This is a genomic window from Granulicella sp. L56 (genome assembly GCF_009765835.1).
In the GTDB taxonomy this organism is placed as follows: domain Bacteria; phylum Acidobacteriota; class Terriglobia; order Terriglobales; family Acidobacteriaceae; genus Edaphobacter.
In genome coordinates, this window is sequence record NZ_LMUS01000006.1 from 2,326,249 (window position 1) to 2,348,634 (window position 22,386).

Sequence of the window (22,386 nt, forward strand, 5' to 3'; positions counted from 1 at the left end):
ACTAGGCCTTTGCCTCAAGCGCCAGCACGCGGCCAATGACAGCGGCGATGCGCTCCCAGTTTTCGGTCTCGACTGCAAGCTGCTTCAGGCCGCGCTTGGTGATGCTGTAGAACCGCGCCCGGCGGTTGTTCTCGGAGACGCCCCATTCACTTGCAATCCAGCTTTTCTGCTGCAGGCGCAAGAGCGATGTGTAGACCGTGCCTTCGTTCAACGTAAGCACGTCTTCGCTCAACTGCTCGATGCGCCGTGCGATGCCGAAACCGTGCAGCGAGCCCAATGCCTGCAGCGTTTTGAGGATCATGAGATCGAGCGTTCCTTGTAAAACCTCGGATTTGTCCGCTGCCATGCCTTCTCCTTTGGATATTGCAAAGAAGCTATCACCTTCTCCTTTGCAATGTCCATAGAAGTGCTTTACGCAACACTTTGTCCAAAGGTTCCTCGCCGCAACAATTTCTTAGGGCAGGACAATCGGATCGGGGCCGTTTCGATACCAGTTCCTCTCGAATGACGGGCAAACCGCAAGTTATTTCAACTGTTGAGAACAAGGCGAGTCACTCATTGGGTCCTGAGCAGGAGGGCTTGAGGTGTTATGGATGAGTGGCCGGCATTCGGCTTCATGTAGCGAAGAGGAGGAGGGGCCGGAGTCAAGCTCGCAATCGGCAAGAGGGGCCCCCAGGGCATCTTCAATCCTGGGCAAGCAGATGAGAAGACAGACGTTCGCCAATCTCGCAATGGTGGGGTTCCGCACCAAATTCGGAAGGGTAATGACCGGTCGACTTAATTCAAATCAGACTTCTGCTAATAGCGGGAAACACTTTCAGCATGTTGTTTAGAAGCTCCTGGCAAAACTCATCATCTCCAAGCTTAAAGCCTCAGAGCCTGTTCACGATCTAGTTGCTAGCGGGGCGGTGGGATTGGCTGGACACTATATGTATGGGGAAGAAGGTGTATGGAAGCGACGTAAGCCGTGAGCAGGTTGCTCTTGTTCGTCCTTTGTTGGAGGGAGTCGCCAGCGCACCAAGCCGCCGACGGTCGATCGGTACGAGGCATTGTGCGGTGTGCTGTACCTGCTCAAGAGCGGTTGCCAGTGGCAACTGCTGCTGGGTGAGTTTCCCAAGTGGCGGACGGTGCAAGTCGCGAAACGCAACCAACTCCACACCTTCGCCGTCATGCCCCAGCGATGGGTCGTCGAGAGGTCCTTCGCATGGCTGGAAAAATGTAGAAGACTCTGGAAAAACTGAGAAAGTTCGCTCAACACCAGCCTGCAAAGAATCCATCTCGCCTTCCTCGTCCTTCTACTCAGAAGATCGTGAACAGGCCCTCAGGCCCGGGAGATGAGTAGACTCCATACTTAAGACCTTTGGAGTGAATGTAATTCCCCAAGGCTTTCATATCGTGGAACTTGCGATGATCGGGTTGTAAGACATCGTTTTTCATCGCGCTCTCCTTCCATCTACATTGACGAAGGGATAGCCCACAAATCCTTCAATCCAGAAGAGACGAGAGCGTCGGCTTCTGCGCGCACGTCTGCCTCGGTCACCTTCTTGCCAAATGATTCCACTTCCCCCAACCCAGTGGCGGAAGTGGGGTGACTTCGGCGCAGGCATTACTCGCGGTGTCAATGGTGCTCCAATCGGCTGGGACACGACGATATCGGGTCGCTCAGTCGCTGGCCGTTGAATCAACTTCGTGCCGGGTATCAGTATTCGGATGCGGCTAACTGGACCTTTGGTAGTCACAATCTCAGCCTCGGCGGTGATCTTCGGCAACAATATACAGACCAGTCACAGACTTTCCAGACTGACGCCTCTCTCACCTTCAATGGCACCTTCACGAAGAACTCTCTCGCTGATTTTCTTGTCGGACGCATGAGCAAGATTACTCAGCAGTCTTATAACGGCGGCAAGCCTGCAGCTACTACCCCCGATCTCTTTGCCGAAGATGATTGGAAAATATCGCCTCGTCTAACGTTGAATCTCGGTCTCCGCTGGGAACCGTTTGTTCCGCTGCATGATCGGCTGGATCGCGTGTCACAGTACCGGGCTGGCCAGCAATCTACGGCGTTGCCGAATGCTCCCATCGGCTATGTGTTTCCTGGCGATGCGGGCGTTCCCTCGAACACCTACCCTGGTCGCTGGGGAGTACTCGCGCCGCGTGTGGGTTTTGCTCTGGATGTTTTCGGCTACGGCCTCACCAGTCTTCGCGGTGGCTTCGGCATCTACAATGCGAGTATCCGCTCGCAGGCGCTAAACAATCTCTCTACCAACCTGCCTATGCGTACTCGCTGGCTATTAGCTCGCCCACTGGTGGTCTCGCAAATCCGTATAGCGATATAGGCGGAGATCCTTTCCCGTTCACCGCGCCAACCCCGGCCCAATATTCCACCTATAAGTTTGCAACGCCACTCGCTGCTCTCACCGATTTCTCGCCGAACTTTCGCAACGCGCGCATCGATCAATGGAACCTGAATGTGCAGCAGCAACTCTCATGCAGAGCGTCCTTACCATTGCCTATGTGGGCAGTGTGGGCGAACATCTCTTCGCCACCGTGGAGGAGAATCCGGCTCTTGCCAACAAGGCCGGCAGCAGCACTCAGGCTCGCCGCATCAACACCAACTTCACCAGCATCACACGGCAATTTTCTGGAGCCCACTCGTCGTACAACTCACTGCAGTCCACGTACAACAAGCGGATTAGCCACGGCGTGACGGTGCTTGCCAACTACACCTGGGCACGATCGATCGACAACGATTCCGATGACAGCAGTGCAATCTACAACCCGTTCAATTACCGCTCCGCGCGAGGATTGTCTGACTTCAATATCGGGAGCAGTTTCGTTACCTCTTTTATCTGGAAGCTGCCTGAGCCAGGAAGCAATGGTCTGATGGTTCGCTCTCTTGCCAAGGGATGGGAGCTTAACGGTATTGTCAAACTGGCTACTGGAACTCCGTTTTCCGTTACCTCCGGTGTCGATAACTCCAAAAGGGCGTGAATGCAGATCGCATTAGTCCCGCGGTTACCTATAACGGTGCTTCACGCGCACAGAAGGTCTCGAAGTGGTTCAACACAGCGGCATACACAACAAACGCCGTCGGGACCTTTGGCAACAGCGGGCGGAATTCACTGGTCGGCCCAGGTTTGGAGAATGTCGATTTTGGATTTACTAAAGCTCTTCCGTCGCTGAAGGTCGTTCATCCGCTCTTCCGCGCTGAGGCATTCAATCTTCTGAATCACACGAACCTGGCCAACCCCAACTCGAGTTTGTCTTCATCAACCTTCGGAAAGATCACATCCGTAAATGCAAATGGCTCGCCACGCGTCCTGCAGGTTGCATTCCGGCTCGAATTCTAAGGACATCGGCGAAAGATGGTGCCGTTACCTGACGATACAAAGAGGTGTTCTTGATGATCAATCGCAGGCAACTTGTCGCAGCAGCCGCCTCCGCTGGGGCGGCTACTGTCTCAGGCGCGCGGGCTGAAGTGCCACCATCAGAGACCACGTCAAAGCTCTCTAAAACTATCCGGAGGATGACATGCCCATAGACCGCCGCCTCTTTCTTCAGCGACTCGCTGCTGGAAGTGCCACTGTTGTGCTGGGTGACTTATCCGCCCTAGCACTACCGGTAGCGCAGAAGAAACCTAACATCGTTGTGATTCTTTCCGATGATGTGGGCTATGGTGATATCTCCAGCTATGGCGCAACTCATGTCCACACGCCGAACATTGATTCAATGGCTGCGGCAGGTTTGCGTTTTACCCGAGCACATTCGGATTCTGCCACATGCACGCCTTCACGCTATGCCATGCTCACCGGCAGTTACGCGTGGAGACAAGATGGTGTCCAGATATTACCCGGAGATGAAAAGTTATTGCTTGATACTAATCGAGCGACAGTTGCATCGGTATTGAAGTCTGCCGGTTATGCGAGAGGTCTGGTCGGGAAGTGGCATCTTGGTCTAGGTGACGGAAAGATCGATTGGAATGGTGAAATCAAACCGGGTCCATGTGAGGTCGGTTTTGATGATGCGTTCTTCCTCGACCAATGCTCAAACGTTGACCCGGTTCTTCAGTCCATGTTAACGTCAAAATATGACGTTTCCTCTTCTTTGTTGTCGCTGTGACCAGCCCCTCCTCGGGTGAGCCGCGACATTCTCAGATATTCCTGAAACGACTTCTCCAAAGCTCATCCGAAATCCTCCATCGTTTGTTCGGTAGCCTCCGTCTACAAACCAACATCCGTGCGTGGGCTTGTTTGCGACGGTTCGGCTCTGGAGAGATCCTATGCAACTTGTAACAGAAGTAAGTAACGCCAGCAGCACATGGATAGAAGCAAAGAGCCAATCCGGCGCGGGCTCGAGAACGCCTGAGGAACTCGCCAACATCGTCGTGCAGTTCGCATCCTCGGATCAATGGACGGATCGAGTGCGGCTTCGCACCAAACATCGCTGGTATGAGCGGCTGTATCACGGCCCGGATCACGACATCTGGGTGATCAGCTGGCTGCCCGGGCAATCCACCGGATTCCACGATCACGGTGAATCCTCCGGAGCCTTCATCGTTGCGACCGGTGTTCTTGAGGAGCATCGTCCTGGTGAGCACCCCTTTGTGATACCTCCGGGCCAGCCGCGCGCATTCGGTCCCGATTACGCGCATGACGTTCGTAATGTCTCCCTCGCGCCGGCCGTGAGCATTCACGCATATTCGCCCCCGCTCACCGATATGAACGAGTATGAGCTGGATGGGAATCAACTGGTTCCGCGCGAACGAGCGCCTGAGCGGGCGGAGACGCTCGATCAGGAATGGCACGCGCAGAAACTTGCAAATCTAACCGGTGTCCGGAGCATTGAACAAATGCTTTCAGGGGCACGTGCCCGGCTGAGACGACTATCGCCGGATGAAGTCTACGAGGCGGTATCAAAGACAAAGGCGATCCTCGTCGATATCCGTCCGGACAGCCAGCGTGCGATCGAGGGTAGTATTCCAGGCGCGTTGATCGTCGAGCGTAACGTGCTCGAATGGCGGTTCGACCCGACATCCAGCTCGCGGCTACCGCTCGCGACCGATCATGATATCCAGGTGATTGTGTTCTGTTCCGAAGGCTATACCTCAAGCTTGGCGGCAGCAGCTCTGCAGTATCTCGGACTTTGGCGCGCGACGGACATCGTTGGTGGATTTCATGCATGGCGAGGAACCGGTCTACCGATTGTGCCGCCAACCAAGGTTTCCTAGAACTGGGCCCGTGATGCGCTACATCCTGGAGACGGATCATTTTTGATTCGATTATTTGCGGTGTCTAAGTTACGGAAGTCCACCAGAACTAGAGAGTATTTATGGCGAAACCAGTAAATATTGACAGCAAGACTGATCTAGGTCGGAAGGCCTTCTCAATCGGGCAGAGAACACTCCCGTTGACGATGTCATTTATCTTTCTCTTGTCTGCATTGACCTACGCGCAACCACCTGGCAAGACTCTCATTGTCGTCGCGCATCCTGATGACGAATACTACTTTGCAGCGACGGTTTATAGGATGGCGGTGCAGTTGAAAGGTACCGTCGATGAACTAGTGATAACCAACGGAGAGGGAGGATTTCACTATTCCACATTGGCAGAACCTTTTTATGGTGAGACTTTGACAACCGAAGAGTCGGGGCGAAGAGAGCTCCCGGCGATCCGCCGAGAAGAGACTCTAAGAGCAGGGAAGATACTGGGGATCCGGGATCATTTCTTCCTTGAACAGAAAGATCAAGCCTTTACAACCGATCGGGACTCAGGGCTTAAACATCTTTGGGACTCCACATACATTCAACAAACAATCGCAGATCTCATCAGAGGACAGCACTATCAGTATGTCTTTACGATCTTGCCGCGTTCTACCACGCATGGGCATCACCAGGCGGCCACTGCGCTCGCGGAGCGCGCGGTTGAATCCTTACCAGTAGATCTCCGTCCGGTCGTACTAGGCTTCGACACAGATTCGAGCGAATATGTGCCCGCTGCTGGATTTGTGGAAGCTAAAGGATGGGAACCAGGATATGCCTTTGCTTTCGACAGAAATACCCACTTCGGGTTTCACGACGCTTTGACTTTTCAAGTCATCGTCAGTTGGATGATCACGGAACATAAATCGCAGGGCCTTCTTCAAACAATGCATAACAAAGACGCAAAGGAATTCATCTGGGTACACCTTGACGATTCTCCCCTGACGTTGAGTGCTACATCATTACTATTTCAGCATCTGGCTCCGGGTTAGTATCCTATATGTTCTCGAAATGCTCCCTTACAACGGGCTTTTACATAATGCAGTCAATCGCGAGTTCAGATCCGTGAGGGCTATCTTAGCTGCATGAAATCCGCACATTCCGTGGACGCCGCACCTGGGGCGTAGATGCTCCGCAAAGGTGGCCCGGACGCGAGGTGCGGTACAGCGAACGTGTAGGACGAAAGAGGAAGCTGACGAACATTCATTGCCCGCCCAAAATGTCCCCCCAACCAAGTTGGGATTCCAACTCTCCAAAACTTTAGGTGGAGAGATGGACCGGGACAGAATGCAGAACACGATGGATCCCTTTTCATTTGTGCTTCAGTGACGAAGGTCCCGATCCCGGTCCGAATCCCGTCGGTCAGAAAGAACCGAGGGCAGCATCCAGCCACAGCAGGCGAAGGAATATTATCTCAATCCAACCGGAGCGAATTGAGACGAGATTCCACGCCAAGGGTGTATCGGCGTGGCCGATCTCTATCGAACGAATCAAAAACTCGCAAGATATTTACACCCGCGCCGTCGATCAACAAAAGCGAAAAGCGAGCCTGAAAGTCGTTGAATTGGCGCTGCCGCTGAAAATCCAAAAACTTCAGCACCCTCGGAAGGTTCTCCGGCGATTCGCCGGTGTCAGTAATTGTCTGTAGATAAAGGGGTTGTTGGTGGACCTGATCGGGATCGAACCGATGACCTCTTCCATGCCATTTCTCAGATGAATTGTAAGTTAATGACTTTTGGAGGCCTCCGTCGCCCCGTAAGCCCCAAAAGCGCCCTTGGAACAGCTTATTGCTCCCTTATTGCTCCCAAAACCTGAGTCATTGCTCCCACGAGTTAAGCCCTTGATTTTGACGTATAGGGCTCGGGACAGCGAAATGGAAGCGGCATCGGTGTGACCCACAGATAAAAGCATCATGCTAGCCCATTGATAAAGAGCAGCGCGATTTAGGAAGCCGCTCGCTCGGCGGACGCTATGTGAGCTTAGAGGTGCATTTTCCAATGCTCAGGGAATCTCGTCTGGTTTCATAATTAGGCTGGTTTCGACCGTATTATAGCCGCATAACGGTCGTCGTTGAGTTCCAGCTCAGTCGCCACTTTGCCGCATGCCCGATCTTTATGAGAGGAGCGGGTCGCCCCTAAATCAATCGTAATCGGTGACATATTACACGGCAATCCAAAGGCGCAAGTTATTTATTTTCAATAAATAATGCCTACGACAATGTCACTTGTCGTTGGCGATCTCTGTGCTAGCCTGAAACTGTCAATTTTGCAGCAATTGCTGCAAAATTAGGTGCTGCGACCCAAGGAACGCCACAGGAGACATCGGATGCCGTGTAGACAAACCCAGCTCCCCCCCTTTATCGGAAAAATACCGTCTGGAGTACGTTGTGGCTGAACTAACCGCTCTGCCCTCCGGTTACCCGGCACTCCTGGAAGAGTTGAAGGTCAGAATTCGAGCTGCGCAGTTGCGCGCCGCTCTGACCCTTAATCAGGAGACCATCCTACTCTACTGGTCCATTGGGCAAGACCTCTCCTCCCGCTTTGCGGCTGAGGGGTGGGGAACAAAGGTGGTAGACCGGCTGGCGAAGGATCTCGGGACGGAGTTTCCGGGGGTGGAGGGCTTCAGTCTCCGCAATCTTCGCTACATGCGTTCCTTTGCCGAAGCCTGGCCCGATTCCAAAATTTTGCAGCTTGCTGCAAAATTGCCTTGGGGTCACCATATGGTCCTGCTCGACCGGCTCAAGGATGGGCAGAGCCGAGACTGGTATCTACGCGCCTCCATCGAGTATGGCTGGAGCCGAAATGTGCTGACTCACCAGATTTCAACACAGCTGCGGGAGAGGGAAGGGAAGGCTCTGACCAACTTCGCTCGGACCCTGCCGGAGCCGGATTCCGACCTTACCCAGCAGATTCAAAGATCCCTATTCGTTCGAGTTTCTTACCCTGAGTTCCACCGCGAAAGAACGGGAGCTCGAGCGCGGGCTCCTCAAACATCTTCGCGACCTTCTATTGGAGCTGGGCCGCGGATTCTCCTTCGTCGGCAGCCAGGTGCCGTTGGAGATTGGCGGTGAGACCTTCTATATTGATCTGCTCTTCTATCATCTTCGGCTGCACTGTTACTTCGTGATCGAGTTGAAGACGGGAAAGTTCAAACCCGAATGGGCGGGCAAACTCAACTTCTACCTGTCTGCGGTGGACGATCTGTTCCGCAACGGGCCGGATGCCGCGACCATCGGTCTGCTTCTCTGTGAGACACACAACAGCGCCGTGGCCGAATATGCTCTCCGCGACATAGCGAAGCCGATCGGCGTATCCACCTACCGGGTGACCAGAGAACTGCCGGCGCCGGTCCGGGATGAACTTCCGACGGTGGAGGATCTGCAGGAAGTGGTCGCAAAACTCCGCTCAGAGATGGAAAAGCTGCGGCAGGAGGAGCGGGATGAATAGTTGCGTCTCGATGATTGCCGAAAATCGAATTGTTGCCACGTCGTGGCGCCCATTGTGCAGCAGCTTGTTGCACAATGGGCGTCTCGCGAGTGATAGAGAGGTCGGCAGGCAATGAGTACTTCTCTGGTTCAAGTTGAAATGCCGCCCATAGAGCCACCTTTCGCCCTCACGCCAGCCCAGACTATTTTGCGGAAGATGGTTCTCGACTCTGTAAAATCCATCCACTCCAAGCGCAACTACGCGAAAGCGCTCGATGATCTGTTTGCCTTCTGTGCCAGCCGACCTCTCTCGCGTGCGCTACTGATGGAGTACCGGACGACTATGGACCATCTCTCTCCATCGACCGTCAACGTTCGCCTGTCAGCAATACGGAAGCTGGTCGGCGAAGCGCAGCGCAATGGGATGATAGGTCTCGAAGAAGCCACTAATCTCACGGACGTTCCCAATGTCCCGCAGAAGGGAACTCGGCTGGGTAACTGGCTCACCCGCGAACAGGCGAAGGAGCTTCTGACGGTACCCGATCGCTCTAAGCTCAAGGGAAAGCGGGACTACGTCATCATCGCGCTCCTGGTGGGCTGCGCTCTGCGCCGGCGGGAGTTAGCAACGCTTAACATCGATGATATTCAGCTTCGGGAACGAAGGTGGGTGATCATCGATCTCCGCGGCAAAGGCGGACGCATCCGAACGGTAGCGGTACCAATCTGGGTAAAGCAGGGAATCGATGCCTGGATTTCGGCCGCGAAGATAGAGAAGGGCAGACTGCTTCGTCGGCTTTCGAAATCGGGAAAGATCGTTGGTGAAGAATTGGGAGACTGGGCTATCTGGTCGGTAGTTGAACAGTCATCGAAGCAAATTGGGATTGAGCATTTCGGCGCTCACGACCTCCGCCGAACCTGCGCCAAGCTCTGTAGAAAAAGCGGTGGGGATCTGGAGCAGATCAAATTCCTGCTCGGTCATTCATCGATTCAGACCACCGAACGCTATCTTGGTTCGGAGCAGGATATAGAGATCGCGGTCAATGATAATCTTGGGCTCTAGTGGTGAAGATAACTGCGTTTGACGCCAGCCATATACCCTTCTGCAGTCGCTTCATAATGGCTGCGATATAGTTGCGATATCCGATATCGCAACCGAGATCAGCGGGACAGGCTAGAATGTCGTTTTTGCTTGCTTGGGCAGTCCTTTTCAGCCATTCTGAGTAATAACTTTGGCGGAACCTCATCCACCTCTACAATGTAGCTTGAGGAATTATCTGGCGTAGCGATTGTGCCAGTATTTGTCGCTCCGTCACTAGGTGCCTGAGTGTAGCTTCGCTCTTTTATATGGCGTAAGTTTTGCGCGGTAAATGGCGCATTTCCGGGGCAAGTGGCAGTAGGATACCTTTGCCGCTATCTTTTATCGCGAGAGAAACGAATGTGACTTGGTATAAGTTGCTCATTTATAGTGGCTTAAATAGGCAAATTGGAGAATTAAGCCAGACGCGCTGGTGGGGAGCTCACGCCAAATAGTCTGCAAACATTTACGCCATATAATTTGCAAAACAACACTATTTGGCGTAACGCGTGATTTGAGGTGGCAAGCGCAAAATTGCGATAGTGGCTGTTCATCGCTTAAGTCTATGATTGCGCACGACAGATGCAGGCTTTCTACTTAAGGCTCGTTCGATCAAGGTCAGAACGAAATGCCAAAACTTACGCCAAATAGCTCTGAAAGACTACGCCAAATAACTCTGAAAATGACAGGCATGGCCATGGAACTTGCTTGGTTCTTCCCAAACGGTAACCGGAAGGATTCAAGGACGTGTCGTGCGAAGGGCTTTGGAAATTGGGTGTCCGGTTTCCCAAAGGCAGCTGAATTCGTCCAAGAAATCCTTCCCCGCATGTGATCCCACGCTGTCGACTGAGAACGAACTCTTCGTAAAGGGCAGCGGCTTCACCGAACCCTGATAGCGGATATGACTATGCAACACGGCATCATCAAGAATCAAACCTCGAAATGAGCGCTGCACCGAGTACGTGCGGCAGTGTGCATCAGGGTCCAAGCCGGCCTTGCTGAGTATCTCCCAGGCATGCTCTATGGAAAGTCGGAGTTGCTCTCCAAAATCAATATCTTGATGTGCCGAAGAGATAACGTGAGGATCCGCATCGGGATCAAGAAACAGGCAGCGAAATTCGAAGCCTTTCTTGATCCGGTCCGGCAATGACACGAGGAAATCTAAGTGATCTTTATCGAAAAGCTTCCGATTTTTTCGGCCAAAAATGAGAAGGCGCTTCTTCGCTATGGAACTGGCCGCCTCATAAAGGGCGTGACTCTCAAATCCTTTTTCGAAGTGCACGGTGGTCAACCAGACAGGCTTAGAAAACTCGTCTTGCTTCCTTGCGAATGCCTTCAACACAGACGGAATCGCTACCGCACCTAGCGGCGTTTCTTCGATTTTCTTGATTTCAAGTCGAAGCTTCGGCCAGTATTTATCGAATCTGTCATCCACATATTTGATTGGGTCGGCGCCTTTACCCACGGCCGAGTTCAGGGTGGTGATGAGCTTGCGGATACCTGCTTTGCTGGTATCTGTTCCCTGAAATTGCTGAAGCGGACCTAACAGTTCGGGAACGCCGAGGAACAAAGGACAGATCTTCGCGGTGTCTCGCATCGCGCCCAGAATGACACCCGCTTCAAATGAGAGCCAAGCTGAATCGGCATTCTCAGGAGTGACACAGACCACCCCAAACCTACACTGAAGCAGTGATGTCCCAATGGAGCTATACCAAGGCGTCCCAATAGGGATGTCATCTGCGGACATCCAGAAGTTCACATTAGGCAGTACCAGAGGTATCCAATCAACGAGTGCCTGACCCAACACCTGGCTTCGTTTTTGAGACCAGCTGACGAAAATCTTTAGGCGCATGAAATCTCAGTCCCCTCCACCGATCTGGTCGAACACTAAAGCGAGCTTCTCGGATAATGGCGCGTAATGCGTCATGAACTTCTGGCATGGTAGGATATCCGCTCGAAGAACGCATCCGAAATTATAGAGGATACGGCGCCCTTGCCTGACTCACCAATTGTCGTTCGCGGCTGGATCACGCCCGCAGTACGTTGGGTGGTCTCATTCTGCTCGTCAGGTGGGCGTCTTATCCTCCCCAAAGCCGAGCTTCCTCAGTCGAGTTCTTCATCTGACTTTGCTGCGTCGGAACGCCGAGCAAAATGGGTCGATACTTTCGTATTTGGGTGTTTATCGCTGGAGTGTCTGGCACTTCTGCTGGAGGCGTCAAGCGCTGGCGCAGCTTTGAAGTGGACTGCGATGCTACTCGTCTCTTGGCGAATCGTGGACGTGGTTGCAGCCGATATCAAGATGTGCATCTTCGATCCCTTCGATCAAGCTGTACGACTCGGACAAAACCAAAAACGGTACGTGTCGACGACACCAACCCGCGTCATCCTTCTTGGCATTCTCAACTACATCGAGTTGCTCGTGAGTTTTGCGTGCATTTACTGTTTTGACAACAAATTGATCGCCCAGACCAGCACAACCATCGGGTGGGAGACTGGCAGCCTGGGAGTTTTGGAACGAGCTCTTCATCTCAGCATCGTCACTCAACTGACCATCGGCTTCGGTGATCTTGCTCCTACGGGCTGGCTTCGTCCGGTGGTGTGGCTTCAGGGCGGTTCAGGCCTGGCACTCATAGCACTGTTCATTACTCGATATCTTTCCATGCTCCCCGTAGTCCCCTAGTACCCGGAAGCCAAGCCTCGCTGGCATTCGTAATAGCTAGGCTCACGGCGACGCATTTGACGGCTTTCCTTACGCCGGTCTGTTGGAGGTGCTTTGTGCCCTGATCGCTTACGCGTATCGCGATATGATCCCCCGGAGTAGAGTGGAGGGTTTGTTTCTATATGAACTGATGCCCTTAGCGGAATCCTTTGACACGATAATCGTGCATTGCATAAATGGCAGTAAAAAACCTTAGTTAAGGACGACCGACCAAAATGAACGACCCGAAAGGCTCAGTCTGGCGCAAATGGGATTTACACGTCCACACCCCCGCATCGTTGATTCATCACTACGACGGAACTGATCCGTGGCCACAGTTCCTGAATGAACTGGCTAATCTTCCGCCGGAATTTAAGGTCATTGGGATCAATGACTACATGCTTTTAGATGGCTACAAGCGGATTCTGGCTGAGAAAGCGGCGGGAAAGCTCACCAATATCGATCTGTTTCTCCCATTTATCGAATTCAGATTGGATAAGTTAGGCGGAAGCCAGAACCACCTGAGCCGCGTTAATTAGGGGACACCTCAAGAAACGGAAATTTATGTACGCTAAGGCGCGCCAGACGCGCTGGTGAGGAGCTCCCGCCAAATAGTCTGCAAACATTTACGCCATATCGTCCTCGTGTTACCAGAATTGACCCCCCAGATGAGATTAAGAACAGGTTCTTGTCATAAGCGCCATCTCCGCCGACGTCAAGAAGGCCGGAATTGTTTAGTTCAACACTCGTGACTGCAATCGGTCTGCAACTGTTCGTCCCGCCTGGAGTGGCATGAATTTCGCTGCTATCTATTTCAACAATTGCGCCCCGCTCTGCCACGAGTGTGTCAGCCGTATCTTGATTCGTTAAAGCTATCCTGCTGAGGTAGAAACGGCGTTGTCCATATCAGCGACACTTCAATCGACAGCGATGGCGACGACCTGATGCTATCCGGAGGGTCCGCCAACATTGAAGCGTGTACGTTTTCTGCTCGTTTGTACGCAATCACTGCTGACGAAACTCACGCAGTTTCCTGTCGTGTGCATGGGCAGAGGAACGTAAATTTTCCGGAGTCTTTGCGTAGCCAGCTTCGTCACCGTAACCAATCGTAATGTATTTCGACATGAACTCCCCCTTTCCTTCTTGGACGCTGTGTCCTGTGTTGCTGTTCTGCCTACTGTCATTTTGATTTGAGGCAATCTCGAAGACAGCGGTTTTCAGTAATGGCTCCAGACATCGCCAAGGTCGATGCCAATCGTCATCTCAACCTTGGCCTGCCTGTATGGAACTTCAGCAATGAGGTGTTGCGCTGGCTTCTTCATGGGAGCAGTCTGCTCCCCCTGCGGAGGACCTGCTCATCCCATTTATCGGGACCAATTCAACCTCGTAGGCGCACAAATTCCGAGTTGGCCCCCTTCCCAAACAGGATAAACTGGTTTTCACAGACCGAGTTGACACGCGTTATACGGTTATCTGGAGATTAAGAATGCCAGTCGTCGGAACATGCCCTTTGTGTCAAACCGAGAACGTTCTCCTCTGCCGGTCCCATTTGGAGTTCCCTCGGTTTGTCTATAAGGCACTTCGCGACGAGAACAACGCACTTAACAAGAATCCAATTCATATCACCCGTGAGGGCGTTGAGCAGACACAGCGGCAAAATTGGCGTCATCTGCTGTGCAGGATGTGCGAGAACGAGCGCTTTAACGGGCTTGGCGAAAGACACGTTGCAAGAATCAGTCTAAAAACCGACGGGAGCTTCCCGTTGATGGACATGATCCGCGATCGGCTCCAGAAGAGCGATGGGCGAACGCGATATTACGATGCGACCGACACAGCTGTTCCCCATCAGCAGTTGGTCTACTTTGCCTTGTCAATGCTTTGGCGATCGATCTTCATTCATGAGCGTGAGAGACCGATCCGTCTTGGCCCCTACGAAGAATCGATTCGTGAATACCTCCTAGGCGGACCTCCGCCGCAGGATGTATCCATACACGTTATCGTCCGGAACACCTCACCCCTCACTCAGACATCGCACAGCATGTATCTCAGAGCAAAAGGACTGGTCGGGCGTGTCTATGCGTTTAGTATTCCGGGGATAACGTTTCACATCACCTTGGGAAAACATCGGTATGACGAAACCCGAACTGGCTGTTTACTTCATGGAGAGGAAAAGCTCATTCTCGAATCCCTCGTTATTGAGGAAGCTCTGGACGAGCAGACCCGCAGGCAAGTCCGGAAGGCAGAAGAAGGCGGAAAGATTCGCGTTTTCGTGTGATGTAGCGGTGGATTGCTGCGATGCGATTCATAAATATAGGCAAGTAACGATAAACGCGTTTATAGGGACTGACCGCTCCCAGCAAGAAGTAACGTCCAATCTGCACCGTGATGCATCCAATGCGGCAAGGAGCAACAATGAACATTTCAGGCAACACAATCCTCGTAACCGGAGGAACCAGCGGCATCGGCCGCGCTCTTGCTGAGGCGCTGCACGGCAAAGGAAACAAGGTCATCATCGCTGGACGACGGCAGGCGTTGCTTGACGAGGTCACAGGCCGCAATCCCGGAATGGTCGGTATCGCCGTGGACCTGAGTGATCCTGCGGCCATCGCAACATTCGCCGAGTCTGTGAAGAGCCAGTTTCCTGAACTGAATGTTCTGGTCAACAACGCAGGCATTGCTGGCCACGAGGACTATACGGCGGATTCTATCGACCTGACGCGCGCTTACAGCACGATTCAGACCAACATCACCGGCGTCGTGCAATTATCGGCTGCTTTGCTCCCCACATTGCGTGCTCAGCCACACTCCACGCTGATCGTGACCACCTCAGGGCTGGCGTTCGTTCCCTACCCGCCAGGTCCGGTTTACAGCGCGACCAAGGCTTTCATGCACAACTGGCTTGATGCGCTTCGTGTGCAACTGCGGAAGACCAGCGTTGAAGTGCTGGAGCTCGCGCCGCCTTACGTACAAACAGAGCTCGGCGGTCCGCAGCAGGCGAGCGATTCGCGTGCGATGCCTCTCAAGGATTTCACCACGGAGGTTGTGCAGATTCTGGAAAGCAACACCATCGAAAAGGGAGAGATTCTCGTCGAGAGAGTGAAACCTCTGCGCACTGCCGAGAAGGATGGCAAGTACCAGGAGTTCCTCGACATGTTCGCCGGCATGCACGATTAAGTGACTGAGCCGGTCGTCGTATCAGATGATCGGTCACCGGTTCCTCAGGTTTCTCGTACCCCCTCAACTCGAAATCTCGGCCGCCGCAAGGGGCTTGTAACGGATGTCTCAGGTCCACAGCGTAACGCATGTCCCGGTACACTCACCCCCTTAGCGAGGCTTGTCTTCCTTATGTGCGTGCGTCAGCACACATGAATTTCAGGGTCGCGTTGCGGCAGGAACAGGCCGCCGAGGTGGGAAGCGGAGAACGCAAAGCCGTCCTAGCGCGGGAGGAGACCCCTCCCGCAACTCAGGCCGATGTTTTAGCGAGACACTGAGTATAGCTTGGGTAGGTATGTGGCGTAAGTCTTTGGGCGCTCTTTGGCGTAGATCGGCCTCAGACGCATCTCGGGTTGCCGGCCGGCGTTCTTAGATTGTCTCCCTCAAGCACCTCATTCCATAGGTGAAGCGGAGGACGCTCGTCTAGGCGGTCCCTTTGTGGACGCCACTCCTGGATGTCTCTTACGCCACTTATCGCTCAAATCTTTACGCCAGATAGCTCCCAAAGCAACAGGCTGGCGACGCGGCCGAATTTGTCTGAAGAAGCCAAATCAGATACCTATACATTGACCACTCCATCGGGTGAACAACATCGGTTCACCGGGATTGTGAATGTGGCGCGTTGGACAACGGCTACTGCTTTTGCGTTTTGAACGCATCATTGATCTGTACTGTGTAACTGTTGCGACGATCAGCGAGATAGCGATGGACATCTGAGATGACAACCGATCCTTCTCCTACCGCGGAAGCAACTCGTTTGACCGAGTTCGCAGGCTCGACACGTTGACTATTAATTTAGAAATGTCTCCAGAGCTTCTGTAAGTTCCTCAGGGTTTTCTTCTGCAATCCAATGTCCGCTTTGTGAAATTTGAAGGCCTCTGACGTTCTCCGCAACTTCACGCATCATCACTTCGACGCCAACACTGGTGTTACTTATTGCACCGAAAAGGGCAAGAACGGGGATTTGGAGCTTTCCGTTCTGTGCAAGTGCCGATCGATTGTCCAGTCCGTCCTGGTCGAAGGCTCGGTAGAGTTCAAAACCTGCTCGCATCGCTCCCACAGCGCTATAGGCAGACGTGTATATGTCCAGATCATCCTCACTGATTGCGGAAGGGTCAAAGATGCGAGAGTTATAGAACAGTTGTAGGTACTGGCGTTCTCGCGCCGCAACGAGCATCTCGGGAACATCGCGGGCGCCGTGAAAGGCAAAATGCCACACACGAGGATCGACGCGAAGCTTGTCGAAGACCGATGTCCCCGGTAAAGGCGCATCCATCACTACAAGATGAGACACCTCATCACGAAACATCTCCGCAAAAGCGTAAGCGACCATGAGCCCAATATCATGCCCAACCAGGGCAACCGGGCCTTGGATTTGAAGATGTTCTCTCAACAAACGATGAATATCCCCTGCCATAGTACGTTTGTCGTATCCGCCCGCTGGACGTGAAGAGTTTCCTGCCCCGCGATAGTCCGGCGCGATGACGCGAAAGCCCGCTGAAACGAGGTTCGGAATGACGTGACGCCACTCCCACCATGTCTGCGGAAAGCCATGCAGCAGAACGATCGTTCGTTCTCCTTCGCCCGCCAAGACGTAGTGCAATCGTAGCCCCGGTTCAATTTGGGCCATGCCATGCGTAATCGAAGATTTTCCTAGTTCTGGAGGCATTGTTCTCCCGTACTTTCAGCATTTTTCGAGCGAGCGCATGACCCCGTCTATTTATTGCGGGCGGCATGAACGCATAGCGTTTCCATAACGCAAATCTTTCTGACCAATTTCATTTGCCCTTTAGTGTTTCCTCGTCGCTAGAAGAGGAGATGATAACTGAATCGATATCGATCAAAACCGTCGAAGAACCCGACAAGACGGTAGTCCCGTCATCTCTGCGACTCACAACACGTCTTCGGGTCGGGAACCAAAAGCCATCGAAGCAGCGGTAGTCGTGACAATAGTGAGCAACGGTTCCCTTTGCCACGTCGGTAAAGTAGTCGTGGCGCTGTAGAAAGCCCTTATTGTCAAAGTAGAACGTCTGCTCCTTAGAATGCGTGTCGATATCGGCGGGAAATTCGGCCTTGATGCTTCGCCAGATCTCGCCACTCTCGATGTGCTCAGCCCCTTCCGTACATACGATGCCACTGTTCATCAGAAAGAACGGCATCGTGAAGTAGTTCCAAAAAGCATAGGCGATGAAATACAGGAACTGTAGATCATTCCATGGCGTCGATCTGATGTGCCCGTCGTATGCATGTTTGGGATCGAGCAACTCATCGTTTCGTTTACCGTCGTCTGACTGGAGCCATACCTGAGAGGGGACAAACAGACCCCGCGTGCCATTTCGCGGAAACGGAACTAGTTCAACTGAAGGCGCAATCGGGTCGATGATGACATGAACATCTCGAAGACCATCGGGATAGCCTTTCAGTTCAAAGAGAGAGCCGGAAAGCCTAAGTCGTACATCTAAGCGTGTCACTTTCCGCCAACGGTCGAGCCCTCCATTGGCGTCAAGAGCTAGGTTTAAAAGTTCGATCACTTGATGCTCCTCTTCTGCTTTCATCAGCCATTGGATGCGAGCGGTATCTTAGAGAGGGGTGGTGTCGAGGAGTATGGTCCCTTGGATCTCACGATCTTCCAACAGGCGATGTGCTTCTGCTGTCTGGCTCAGCGGAAGCACACGAGCTATTGAAGGACGGAGCTTCTCTTCCAACGTGGCCTTCACAAGAAACTCCATCCCTGCCCGGATCAACGCAGGCTTGGCCAGAAAGACCGGAAGATACAGACCTGTCATTGTTTGAGACTTCTGCATGAGCCGACGTGGAGCAAACGGCTGCCCGGGTCCACGCGTTGATCCGAAGATAATGTAACGGCCAAATGGTGCGAGGCACTCAAAGTTCTGTTCGAAGATCTCGCCGCCAATCGATTCAAGGAGTACATCCACTCCCTGTCCGCCCGTCTTCTCCAGCACATGTTTTGTCCAATCTTCTTGCGTGTAGTCGATGGCTTCGTCCGCGCCTAGGCCACGAATGAAGTCCAGCTTTTCGCTTGTACTCGCAGTTCCCAGGACAATGCCGGCACCTAAAATCTTCGCAATCTGAACTGCGAGGCTGCCCACGCCTCCCGAAGCACCCTGAACCAGTACCGAGTCTCCCGGGCGAATTTGCGTGGAGGCCGTCAACAACAGGTATGCGGTGAGTCCTTGGTTGGGCAGAGCAGCGAAGAGATCAGCATCGGCAGAGTCAGGGATCTCGATGCATAGGTTGGTTTCAGCAACGACCTTTTGAGCATAGCTACCACCCCCCGGGGTGTAGGCCACTACTTTCTTGCCGATCAATCCCCGATCTTCCTCCGAACCGGCGCTGACTACCTTACCCACCGCCTGTAAGCCTGAGATATGCGGCAGTTCAATTCCTCCGACGTGGGTTTCCGGACGGTTATATGTGCCTTGCCGTTCCCGGATGTCGACATAATTCACGCTCGACCGTTCTACCTCGATGAGCACCTCCTTCTCCTGGGGCTTGGGTTCTGGCATATCGCCAAACTGCATTACATCGCGCGCCCCGAATTTCTCAAAAAATATCGCCTTCATGAGATCTCCTGAAATGGATTTGTTACTTGGATGCCTGAGAAATTGCCACGTCCGCAAGACCTGTGATGCCGGCGATCAACTGTTCGAGCTTGCGATCAAGTTCTATGGCGGCCATGCGTAGCGGAGGATTGTCAACAGTGACCATCAGAGTGGAGGGTCGAACGTAGTACAGCGTTGAACCTGACGTGTTTTCGACAAGCAACATCTCCACGGGAGCGAACAATCCCGCAGAAATATCCTCGCGCATCATCGTGATGGCAAATAGTGGATTGCCAAAGATGATACGCACTACACGCTGGCTAATGCCGTATTTCGCAATCCAAGTGCTGTGCTCGATCTGCGCAAACACCATGAAGCCGCTTGGGCCCACGAAACGCCTCGTCACCTCAGCGTCAAATTCCTTTGACGAAGCACTATTGGCCGCAACTTCATTGATGAGCGGGACGCTAGATTCTCCGGCTTGCTCGTGGAGTCGGCGCAACACTTCGTCGAATGCTAAGGTGCTATCGATCTGGAGTCGCACTCCCCTGAACTCGTGTGCAGTTTGGTTCGCTGTGTTCATATCATCCTTTCGCCATCCACACCTTCTGATGGGGTATCGCGTCATCTGGATGCATATACATCATGTTTTTCTATATATAAATTACGATACAATAGTGATGTGTATACATCACTTCCATCGGAAATAAACCCCTGCGCCTGTACGACGGTAAAGAAGTTGTCACGAGTATTGGGCCGATTTTACGACTCAAACATCTCTCCAGCCGGCGTAAACATCACGCAATTGGCTGTTCTCCGCTGTATCGCACGGCGGAGCGGGGAACCTTTGGTCCGCGTAGCTGAAGAGATGGAGATGGACCGAACGTCACTTTATCGCGCAATTGCTCCCATGATTCGAGACGGCTGGATTGCCTCCACAAGCGAGAGCCACGCTCGATTCCGCACAGCGACTGTGACAAAGAAAGGACAGCGACTCCTGACCGATGCAAACAAACGCTGGGAAGAAGTGCAGCACACCGTCATTGGCAAATTTGGACAGAAGAAGTACAAGGCGCTCCTGACCGAGCTGAATCGGTTGGCAGACTGCGCAGTTTAGGGGCGACCGAACTCATTTCCTTTGCAAAAAATCGGACTGAACACCACATCGAAGGCCCGCCTGCATCCAAAGTGATGAGGTGACGAATGCTTTTTTACCTGCAAATGAGATGGAATATCGAAGGCCGGATCTCCCTGAATGACGTCTTCGATCTCCAAAAGTCCGAAGAAGAAACTGTCGCAGGCCGCATCAAGGTTATAGGAATGTATAAGGTCGCAGCGCAGCGCCGGGTGATCGCAATCATCGACATAGAGAATGCCGACGAACTGGACCGCAATTTTATGGCTCGCTTGCCACTCCGCGAATACCTTGAATTGGAAGCAGTCTGGGCTTTGCGGACCTATGAAAGCTTTCTTGAGGATTGCAAATCTGGATTCAAGGATACCCATCCCCTAGAGCCGCAATCAGTCGTTTAGAAGCTTCCTGATCGGACAGGATGTTCATGAAGCAGCTAGTGACGCCGATGCCGGCAATAAATTCCCCCATCCGCGCGGAAAGCCGGCACAAGAGTCGAAGTCGAAATATCACTCCAGATGACTGATTCTGCATCTCAAATCTGAGGTTTGTTGATCGTGCACTTTGAGAAGACGGAGCTATTGAATATTGCGTTCGAAATGGCCGGGCCAGTGTCTGGATCGACCGTATTCCTGTTGCACGGGTGGCCAGATGCACCAGTCGGCTGGACGCATGTCGCTTCAAGATTACAGGGCGAGGGATTCAGAACGATAACCCCATATCTGCGCGGGTCATATCCCACTGAGTTCCTATCCCAGTCCACTCCCAGGTTTGCGGGAGCGGTGGCCATGGCCCAGGATGTGATCGACCTCGCAAATAAATTGAGAATTAAATCGTTCGCTGTTGTTGGACACGATTGGGGCGCACGTATCGCGTACACACTTGCAACGCTATTTCCAGAACGTATTCGAGCGATGGCCGCCCTCGCACTGGCATACCAGCCTCGCGGAGAGTTTCGCCTTGGAAGCTTCGCTCAGTCAAAGCAATTCTGGTATCAGTTCTTCCAATGCACAGATAGCGGAGCCGAGGCGGTGCGAAGAGATCCGATTGGATTCGCTCGAGTTCAGTGGGACACCTGGAGCCCCTCCGGATGGTTCACCGAGGAAGACTTTACCGCTGCAAGCAGATATTTCGAAAAGCCGGACTGGGCTGAAATCACCTTGAACGCCTATCGATCCAGGTATTTGAACGGCGAGGTAATCGATCACCGCTACGACGAACTTCAAGCGCTAATCAACAGCAGTGAGTCAATCTCAGTTCCGACTATCATGATCCAAGGTGCCTCAGATTTTTGCGACCTTCCCGCTGCTTCAGAAAATCAAGAAAAATATTTTCTGCGGCACTATAAACGTGTCGTTCTGGAGGGTATTGGCCATTTTCCGCATCGGGAAACTCCCGATGCAGTCGGCGAAGCTGTGTTACGCCTCTTGATCTAATCAGGCTTCAAATCCAGAGTGGCCACGTTTTTTTCAATTTAGGTGCACGGAGGACTGCTGAACGCGATGCTCGTTTGTGCTTCCTAATCCGTGGCCGCCGTGAGCCATCTCCTACGCCACTTATCTCTCAAATATTTACGCCAAACAAGTCCAAAAGCAACACATATGCGGCACGAATCATCGTGAAACCGTTGCTTCAAACCAAGGAATGATCGAAACGACAGTTTTGTAAGTTAGGAGCCTACTCTATATCCATCGAATGTGTCCTTTCTTATGACACCGGTAGACAATTCTCGAACACTCTCGCTAAAAGAGTGAATGGAACGACATTCGTTCCATCCACCCGAGCTCGCGACGATTACTCGTCGTCGGCTCCGTCCGAAGGATCATCTGCGGCCTCGACCTTCGAGAGCCGCTTGATGCTGATGGCGTGGATCTCGGCGATCCGGTGCTTGAAGGTGACACCCTTGACCTCATCTTCCACCTCGCGATAACGGAGGATGCCTTCCAAGGTAACCAGCTGCCCCTTTTGGAGAGTTTTGGCGAACTTCGAGAGATTCCTCCAGGCATCGACGCGATGCCATTCGG

The 22,386-nt window shown here is 52.9% G+C and carries 23 protein-coding genes and 2 pseudogenes; 17 read left to right on the forward strand and 8 right to left on the reverse strand.

Annotation, left to right across the window (positions count from 1 at the left end):
• Position 1 precedes the first annotated feature (1 nt).
• Positions 2-346, reverse strand: a complete 345-nt coding sequence (locus GSQ81_RS17405; RefSeq protein WP_158911892.1) for a PadR family transcriptional regulator — start codon at positions 344-346, stop codon at positions 2-4.
• 587 nt (positions 347-933) lie between these two features.
• On the opposite strand from GSQ81_RS17405, the pseudogene GSQ81_RS17410 reads away from it, so the two are divergent.
• Positions 934-1,313, forward strand: a pseudogene (locus GSQ81_RS17410) (transposase).
• On the opposite strand, the gene GSQ81_RS17415 reads toward GSQ81_RS17410, so the two are convergent.
• On the reverse strand, positions 1,300-1,482 hold the full coding sequence (locus GSQ81_RS17415; protein WP_256369694.1) for a hypothetical protein: 183 nt from the start codon (positions 1,480-1,482) through the stop codon (positions 1,300-1,302). The pseudogene GSQ81_RS17410 and the gene GSQ81_RS17415 overlap by 14 nt on opposite strands.
• A gap of 170 nt (positions 1,483-1,652) precedes the next feature.
• Here GSQ81_RS17415 and GSQ81_RS17420 point away from each other — a divergent pair, with 170 nt between their 5' ends.
• From GSQ81_RS17420 to GSQ81_RS17455, 9 genes and pseudogenes are all read left to right on the forward strand, one after another.
• Positions 1,653-2,336, forward strand: a complete 684-nt coding sequence (locus tag GSQ81_RS17420) for a TonB-dependent receptor domain-containing protein (protein ID WP_371715350.1) — start codon at positions 1,653-1,655, stop codon at positions 2,334-2,336.
• Between the two features lie 151 nt (positions 2,337-2,487).
• Positions 2,488-2,991, forward strand: a complete 504-nt coding sequence (locus tag GSQ81_RS17425; RefSeq protein ID WP_158911895.1) for a hypothetical protein — start codon at positions 2,488-2,490, stop codon at positions 2,989-2,991.
• A complete protein-coding gene (locus GSQ81_RS17430; RefSeq protein ID WP_158911896.1) occupies positions 2,988-3,350 on the forward strand; it encodes a hypothetical protein in 363 nt (120 codons plus the stop codon). Before GSQ81_RS17425 ends, GSQ81_RS17430 begins: the two co-directional genes overlap by 4 nt.
• 181 nt (positions 3,351-3,531) lie before the next feature.
• Complete coding sequence (locus tag GSQ81_RS17435; RefSeq protein WP_158911897.1) at positions 3,532-4,119, forward strand: sulfatase-like hydrolase/transferase; 588 nt, start codon at positions 3,532-3,534, stop codon at positions 4,117-4,119.
• A 160-nt stretch (positions 4,120-4,279) separates the two neighbouring features.
• Positions 4,280-5,227 (forward strand): rhodanese-like domain-containing protein, encoded by a 948-nt coding sequence (locus tag GSQ81_RS17440; protein WP_158911898.1) that lies wholly within the window; start codon positions 4,280-4,282, stop codon positions 5,225-5,227.
• Between the two features lie 101 nt (positions 5,228-5,328).
• A complete protein-coding gene (locus GSQ81_RS17445; RefSeq protein ID WP_158911899.1) occupies positions 5,329-6,249 on the forward strand; it encodes a PIG-L family deacetylase in 921 nt (306 codons plus the stop codon).
• A 1,394-nt stretch (positions 6,250-7,643) separates the two neighbouring features.
• A pseudogene (locus tag GSQ81_RS20130) lies at positions 7,644-8,087 on the forward strand (DUF1016 N-terminal domain-containing protein); the annotation flags it as partial.
• A gap of 112 nt (positions 8,088-8,199) precedes the next feature.
• Entirely contained in the window at positions 8,200-8,703 is a 504-nt protein-coding gene (locus tag GSQ81_RS19870; RefSeq protein ID WP_254060316.1) for a PDDEXK nuclease domain-containing protein, read from the forward strand.
• Positions 8,704-8,814: 111 nt separating this feature from the next.
• The gene (locus tag GSQ81_RS17455) at positions 8,815-9,741 is read left to right on the forward strand and encodes a site-specific integrase (protein WP_158911900.1); all 927 of its coding nucleotides are present in this window, start codon (positions 8,815-8,817) and stop codon (positions 9,739-9,741) included.
• Positions 9,742-10,495: 754 nt separating this feature from the next.
• Here GSQ81_RS17455 and GSQ81_RS17460 read toward each other — a convergent pair.
• Positions 10,496-11,608: a toll/interleukin-1 receptor domain-containing protein gene (locus tag GSQ81_RS17460; protein ID WP_158911901.1), complete on the reverse strand. Its 1,113-nt coding sequence runs from the start codon at positions 11,606-11,608 to the stop codon at positions 10,496-10,498.
• Between the two features lie 141 nt (positions 11,609-11,749).
• Here GSQ81_RS17460 and GSQ81_RS17465 point away from each other — a divergent pair, with 141 nt between their 5' ends.
• The 4 genes from GSQ81_RS17465 to GSQ81_RS17480 all read left to right on the forward strand — a co-directional run bounded on the left by GSQ81_RS17465 (position 11,750) and on the right by GSQ81_RS17480 (position 15,628).
• Positions 11,750-12,436: an ion channel gene (locus GSQ81_RS17465; protein ID WP_158911902.1), complete on the forward strand. Its 687-nt coding sequence runs from the start codon at positions 11,750-11,752 to the stop codon at positions 12,434-12,436.
• A gap of 254 nt (positions 12,437-12,690) precedes the next feature.
• Complete coding sequence (locus GSQ81_RS17470) at positions 12,691-12,993, forward strand: hypothetical protein (RefSeq protein WP_158911903.1); 303 nt, start codon at positions 12,691-12,693, stop codon at positions 12,991-12,993.
• Between the two features lie 947 nt (positions 12,994-13,940).
• Positions 13,941-14,729 carry a hypothetical protein gene (locus GSQ81_RS17475; protein ID WP_158911904.1) on the forward strand — a complete coding sequence of 263 codons (789 nt, stop codon included), beginning with the start codon at positions 13,941-13,943 and terminating at the stop codon, positions 14,727-14,729.
• 137 nt (positions 14,730-14,866) lie between these two features.
• Positions 14,867-15,628, forward strand: a complete 762-nt coding sequence (locus GSQ81_RS17480) for an SDR family oxidoreductase (protein WP_158911905.1) — start codon at positions 14,867-14,869, stop codon at positions 15,626-15,628.
• A gap of 829 nt (positions 15,629-16,457) precedes the next feature.
• Here the strand turns inward: GSQ81_RS17480 and GSQ81_RS17485 are convergent.
• The 4 genes from GSQ81_RS17485 to GSQ81_RS17500 all read right to left on the reverse strand — a co-directional run bounded on the left by GSQ81_RS17485 (position 16,458) and on the right by GSQ81_RS17500 (position 19,813).
• Positions 16,458-17,336, reverse strand: coding sequence for an alpha/beta fold hydrolase (locus tag GSQ81_RS17485; protein ID WP_158911906.1), 879 nt, complete (start codon positions 17,334-17,336; stop codon positions 16,458-16,460).
• 109 nt (positions 17,337-17,445) lie between these two features.
• A complete protein-coding gene (locus tag GSQ81_RS17490; RefSeq protein ID WP_158911907.1) occupies positions 17,446-18,222 on the reverse strand; it encodes a hypothetical protein in 777 nt (258 codons plus the stop codon).
• A 24-nt stretch (positions 18,223-18,246) separates the two neighbouring features.
• Entirely contained in the window at positions 18,247-19,251 is a 1,005-nt protein-coding gene (locus GSQ81_RS17495) for a zinc-binding dehydrogenase (protein WP_158911908.1), read from the reverse strand.
• A 22-nt stretch (positions 19,252-19,273) separates the two neighbouring features.
• Positions 19,274-19,813, reverse strand: a complete 540-nt coding sequence (locus GSQ81_RS17500; RefSeq protein WP_158911909.1) for a DUF302 domain-containing protein — start codon at positions 19,811-19,813, stop codon at positions 19,274-19,276.
• A 291-nt stretch (positions 19,814-20,104) separates the two neighbouring features.
• Here GSQ81_RS17500 and GSQ81_RS17505 point away from each other — a divergent pair, with 291 nt between their 5' ends.
• From GSQ81_RS17505 to GSQ81_RS17515, 3 genes are all read left to right on the forward strand, one after another.
• Entirely contained in the window at positions 20,105-20,347 is a 243-nt protein-coding gene (locus GSQ81_RS17505; protein ID WP_158911910.1) for a MarR family winged helix-turn-helix transcriptional regulator, read from the forward strand.
• An 86-nt stretch (positions 20,348-20,433) separates the two neighbouring features.
• On the forward strand, positions 20,434-20,763 hold the full coding sequence (locus GSQ81_RS17510; RefSeq protein ID WP_158911911.1) for a muconolactone Delta-isomerase family protein: 330 nt from the start codon (positions 20,434-20,436) through the stop codon (positions 20,761-20,763).
• Positions 20,764-20,961: 198 nt separating this feature from the next.
• Positions 20,962-21,798, forward strand: a complete 837-nt coding sequence (locus tag GSQ81_RS17515; protein WP_254060317.1) for an alpha/beta fold hydrolase — start codon at positions 20,962-20,964, stop codon at positions 21,796-21,798.
• Positions 21,799-22,156: 358 nt separating this feature from the next.
• Here the strand turns inward: GSQ81_RS17515 and GSQ81_RS17520 are convergent.
• On the reverse strand, positions 22,157-22,386 hold a 230-nt coding region (locus GSQ81_RS17520), incomplete at its 5' end, for a single-stranded DNA-binding protein (RefSeq protein WP_158912323.1).

What these genes read in the sequence shown, in the direction of transcription:
- GSQ81_RS17435 (WP_158911897.1), top strand. Translation starts at nt 3,532, where the DNA reads ATGCCCATAGACCGCCGCCTCTTTCTTCAGCGACTCGCTGCTGGAAGT.
- GSQ81_RS17460 (WP_158911901.1), bottom strand. Translation starts at nt 11,608, where the DNA reads ATGCGCCTAAAGATTTTCGTCAGCTGGTCTCAAAAACGAAGCCAGGTG.
- GSQ81_RS17470 (WP_158911903.1), top strand. Translation starts at nt 12,691, where the DNA reads ATGAACGACCCGAAAGGCTCAGTCTGGCGCAAATGGGATTTACACGTC.
- GSQ81_RS17455 (WP_158911900.1), top strand. Translation starts at nt 8,815, where the DNA reads ATGAGTACTTCTCTGGTTCAAGTTGAAATGCCGCCCATAGAGCCACCT.
- GSQ81_RS17485 (WP_158911906.1), bottom strand. Translation starts at nt 17,336, where the DNA reads ATGCCTCCAGAACTAGGAAAATCTTCGATTACGCATGGCATGGCCCAA.
- GSQ81_RS17445 (WP_158911899.1), top strand. Translation starts at nt 5,329, where the DNA reads ATGGCGAAACCAGTAAATATTGACAGCAAGACTGATCTAGGTCGGAAG.
- GSQ81_RS17510 (WP_158911911.1), top strand. Translation starts at nt 20,434, where the DNA reads ATGCTTTTTTACCTGCAAATGAGATGGAATATCGAAGGCCGGATCTCC.
- GSQ81_RS17475 (WP_158911904.1), top strand. Translation starts at nt 13,941, where the DNA reads ATGCCAGTCGTCGGAACATGCCCTTTGTGTCAAACCGAGAACGTTCTC.
- GSQ81_RS17490 (WP_158911907.1), bottom strand. Translation starts at nt 18,222, where the DNA reads ATGAAAGCAGAAGAGGAGCATCAAGTGATCGAACTTTTAAACCTAGCT.
- GSQ81_RS17405 (WP_158911892.1), bottom strand. Translation starts at nt 346, where the DNA reads ATGGCAGCGGACAAATCCGAGGTTTTACAAGGAACGCTCGATCTCATG.
- GSQ81_RS17440 (WP_158911898.1), top strand. Translation starts at nt 4,280, where the DNA reads ATGCAACTTGTAACAGAAGTAAGTAACGCCAGCAGCACATGGATAGAA.
- GSQ81_RS17480 (WP_158911905.1), top strand. Translation starts at nt 14,867, where the DNA reads ATGAACATTTCAGGCAACACAATCCTCGTAACCGGAGGAACCAGCGGC.
- GSQ81_RS17500 (WP_158911909.1), bottom strand. Translation starts at nt 19,813, where the DNA reads ATGAACACAGCGAACCAAACTGCACACGAGTTCAGGGGAGTGCGACTC.
- GSQ81_RS17515 (WP_254060317.1), top strand. Translation starts at nt 20,962, where the DNA reads ATGGCCGGGCCAGTGTCTGGATCGACCGTATTCCTGTTGCACGGGTGG.
- GSQ81_RS17505 (WP_158911910.1), top strand. Translation starts at nt 20,105, where the DNA reads ATGGACCGAACGTCACTTTATCGCGCAATTGCTCCCATGATTCGAGAC.
- GSQ81_RS17495 (WP_158911908.1), bottom strand. Translation starts at nt 19,251, where the DNA reads ATGAAGGCGATATTTTTTGAGAAATTCGGGGCGCGCGATGTAATGCAG.
- GSQ81_RS17425 (WP_158911895.1), top strand. Translation starts at nt 2,488, where the DNA reads ATGCAGAGCGTCCTTACCATTGCCTATGTGGGCAGTGTGGGCGAACAT.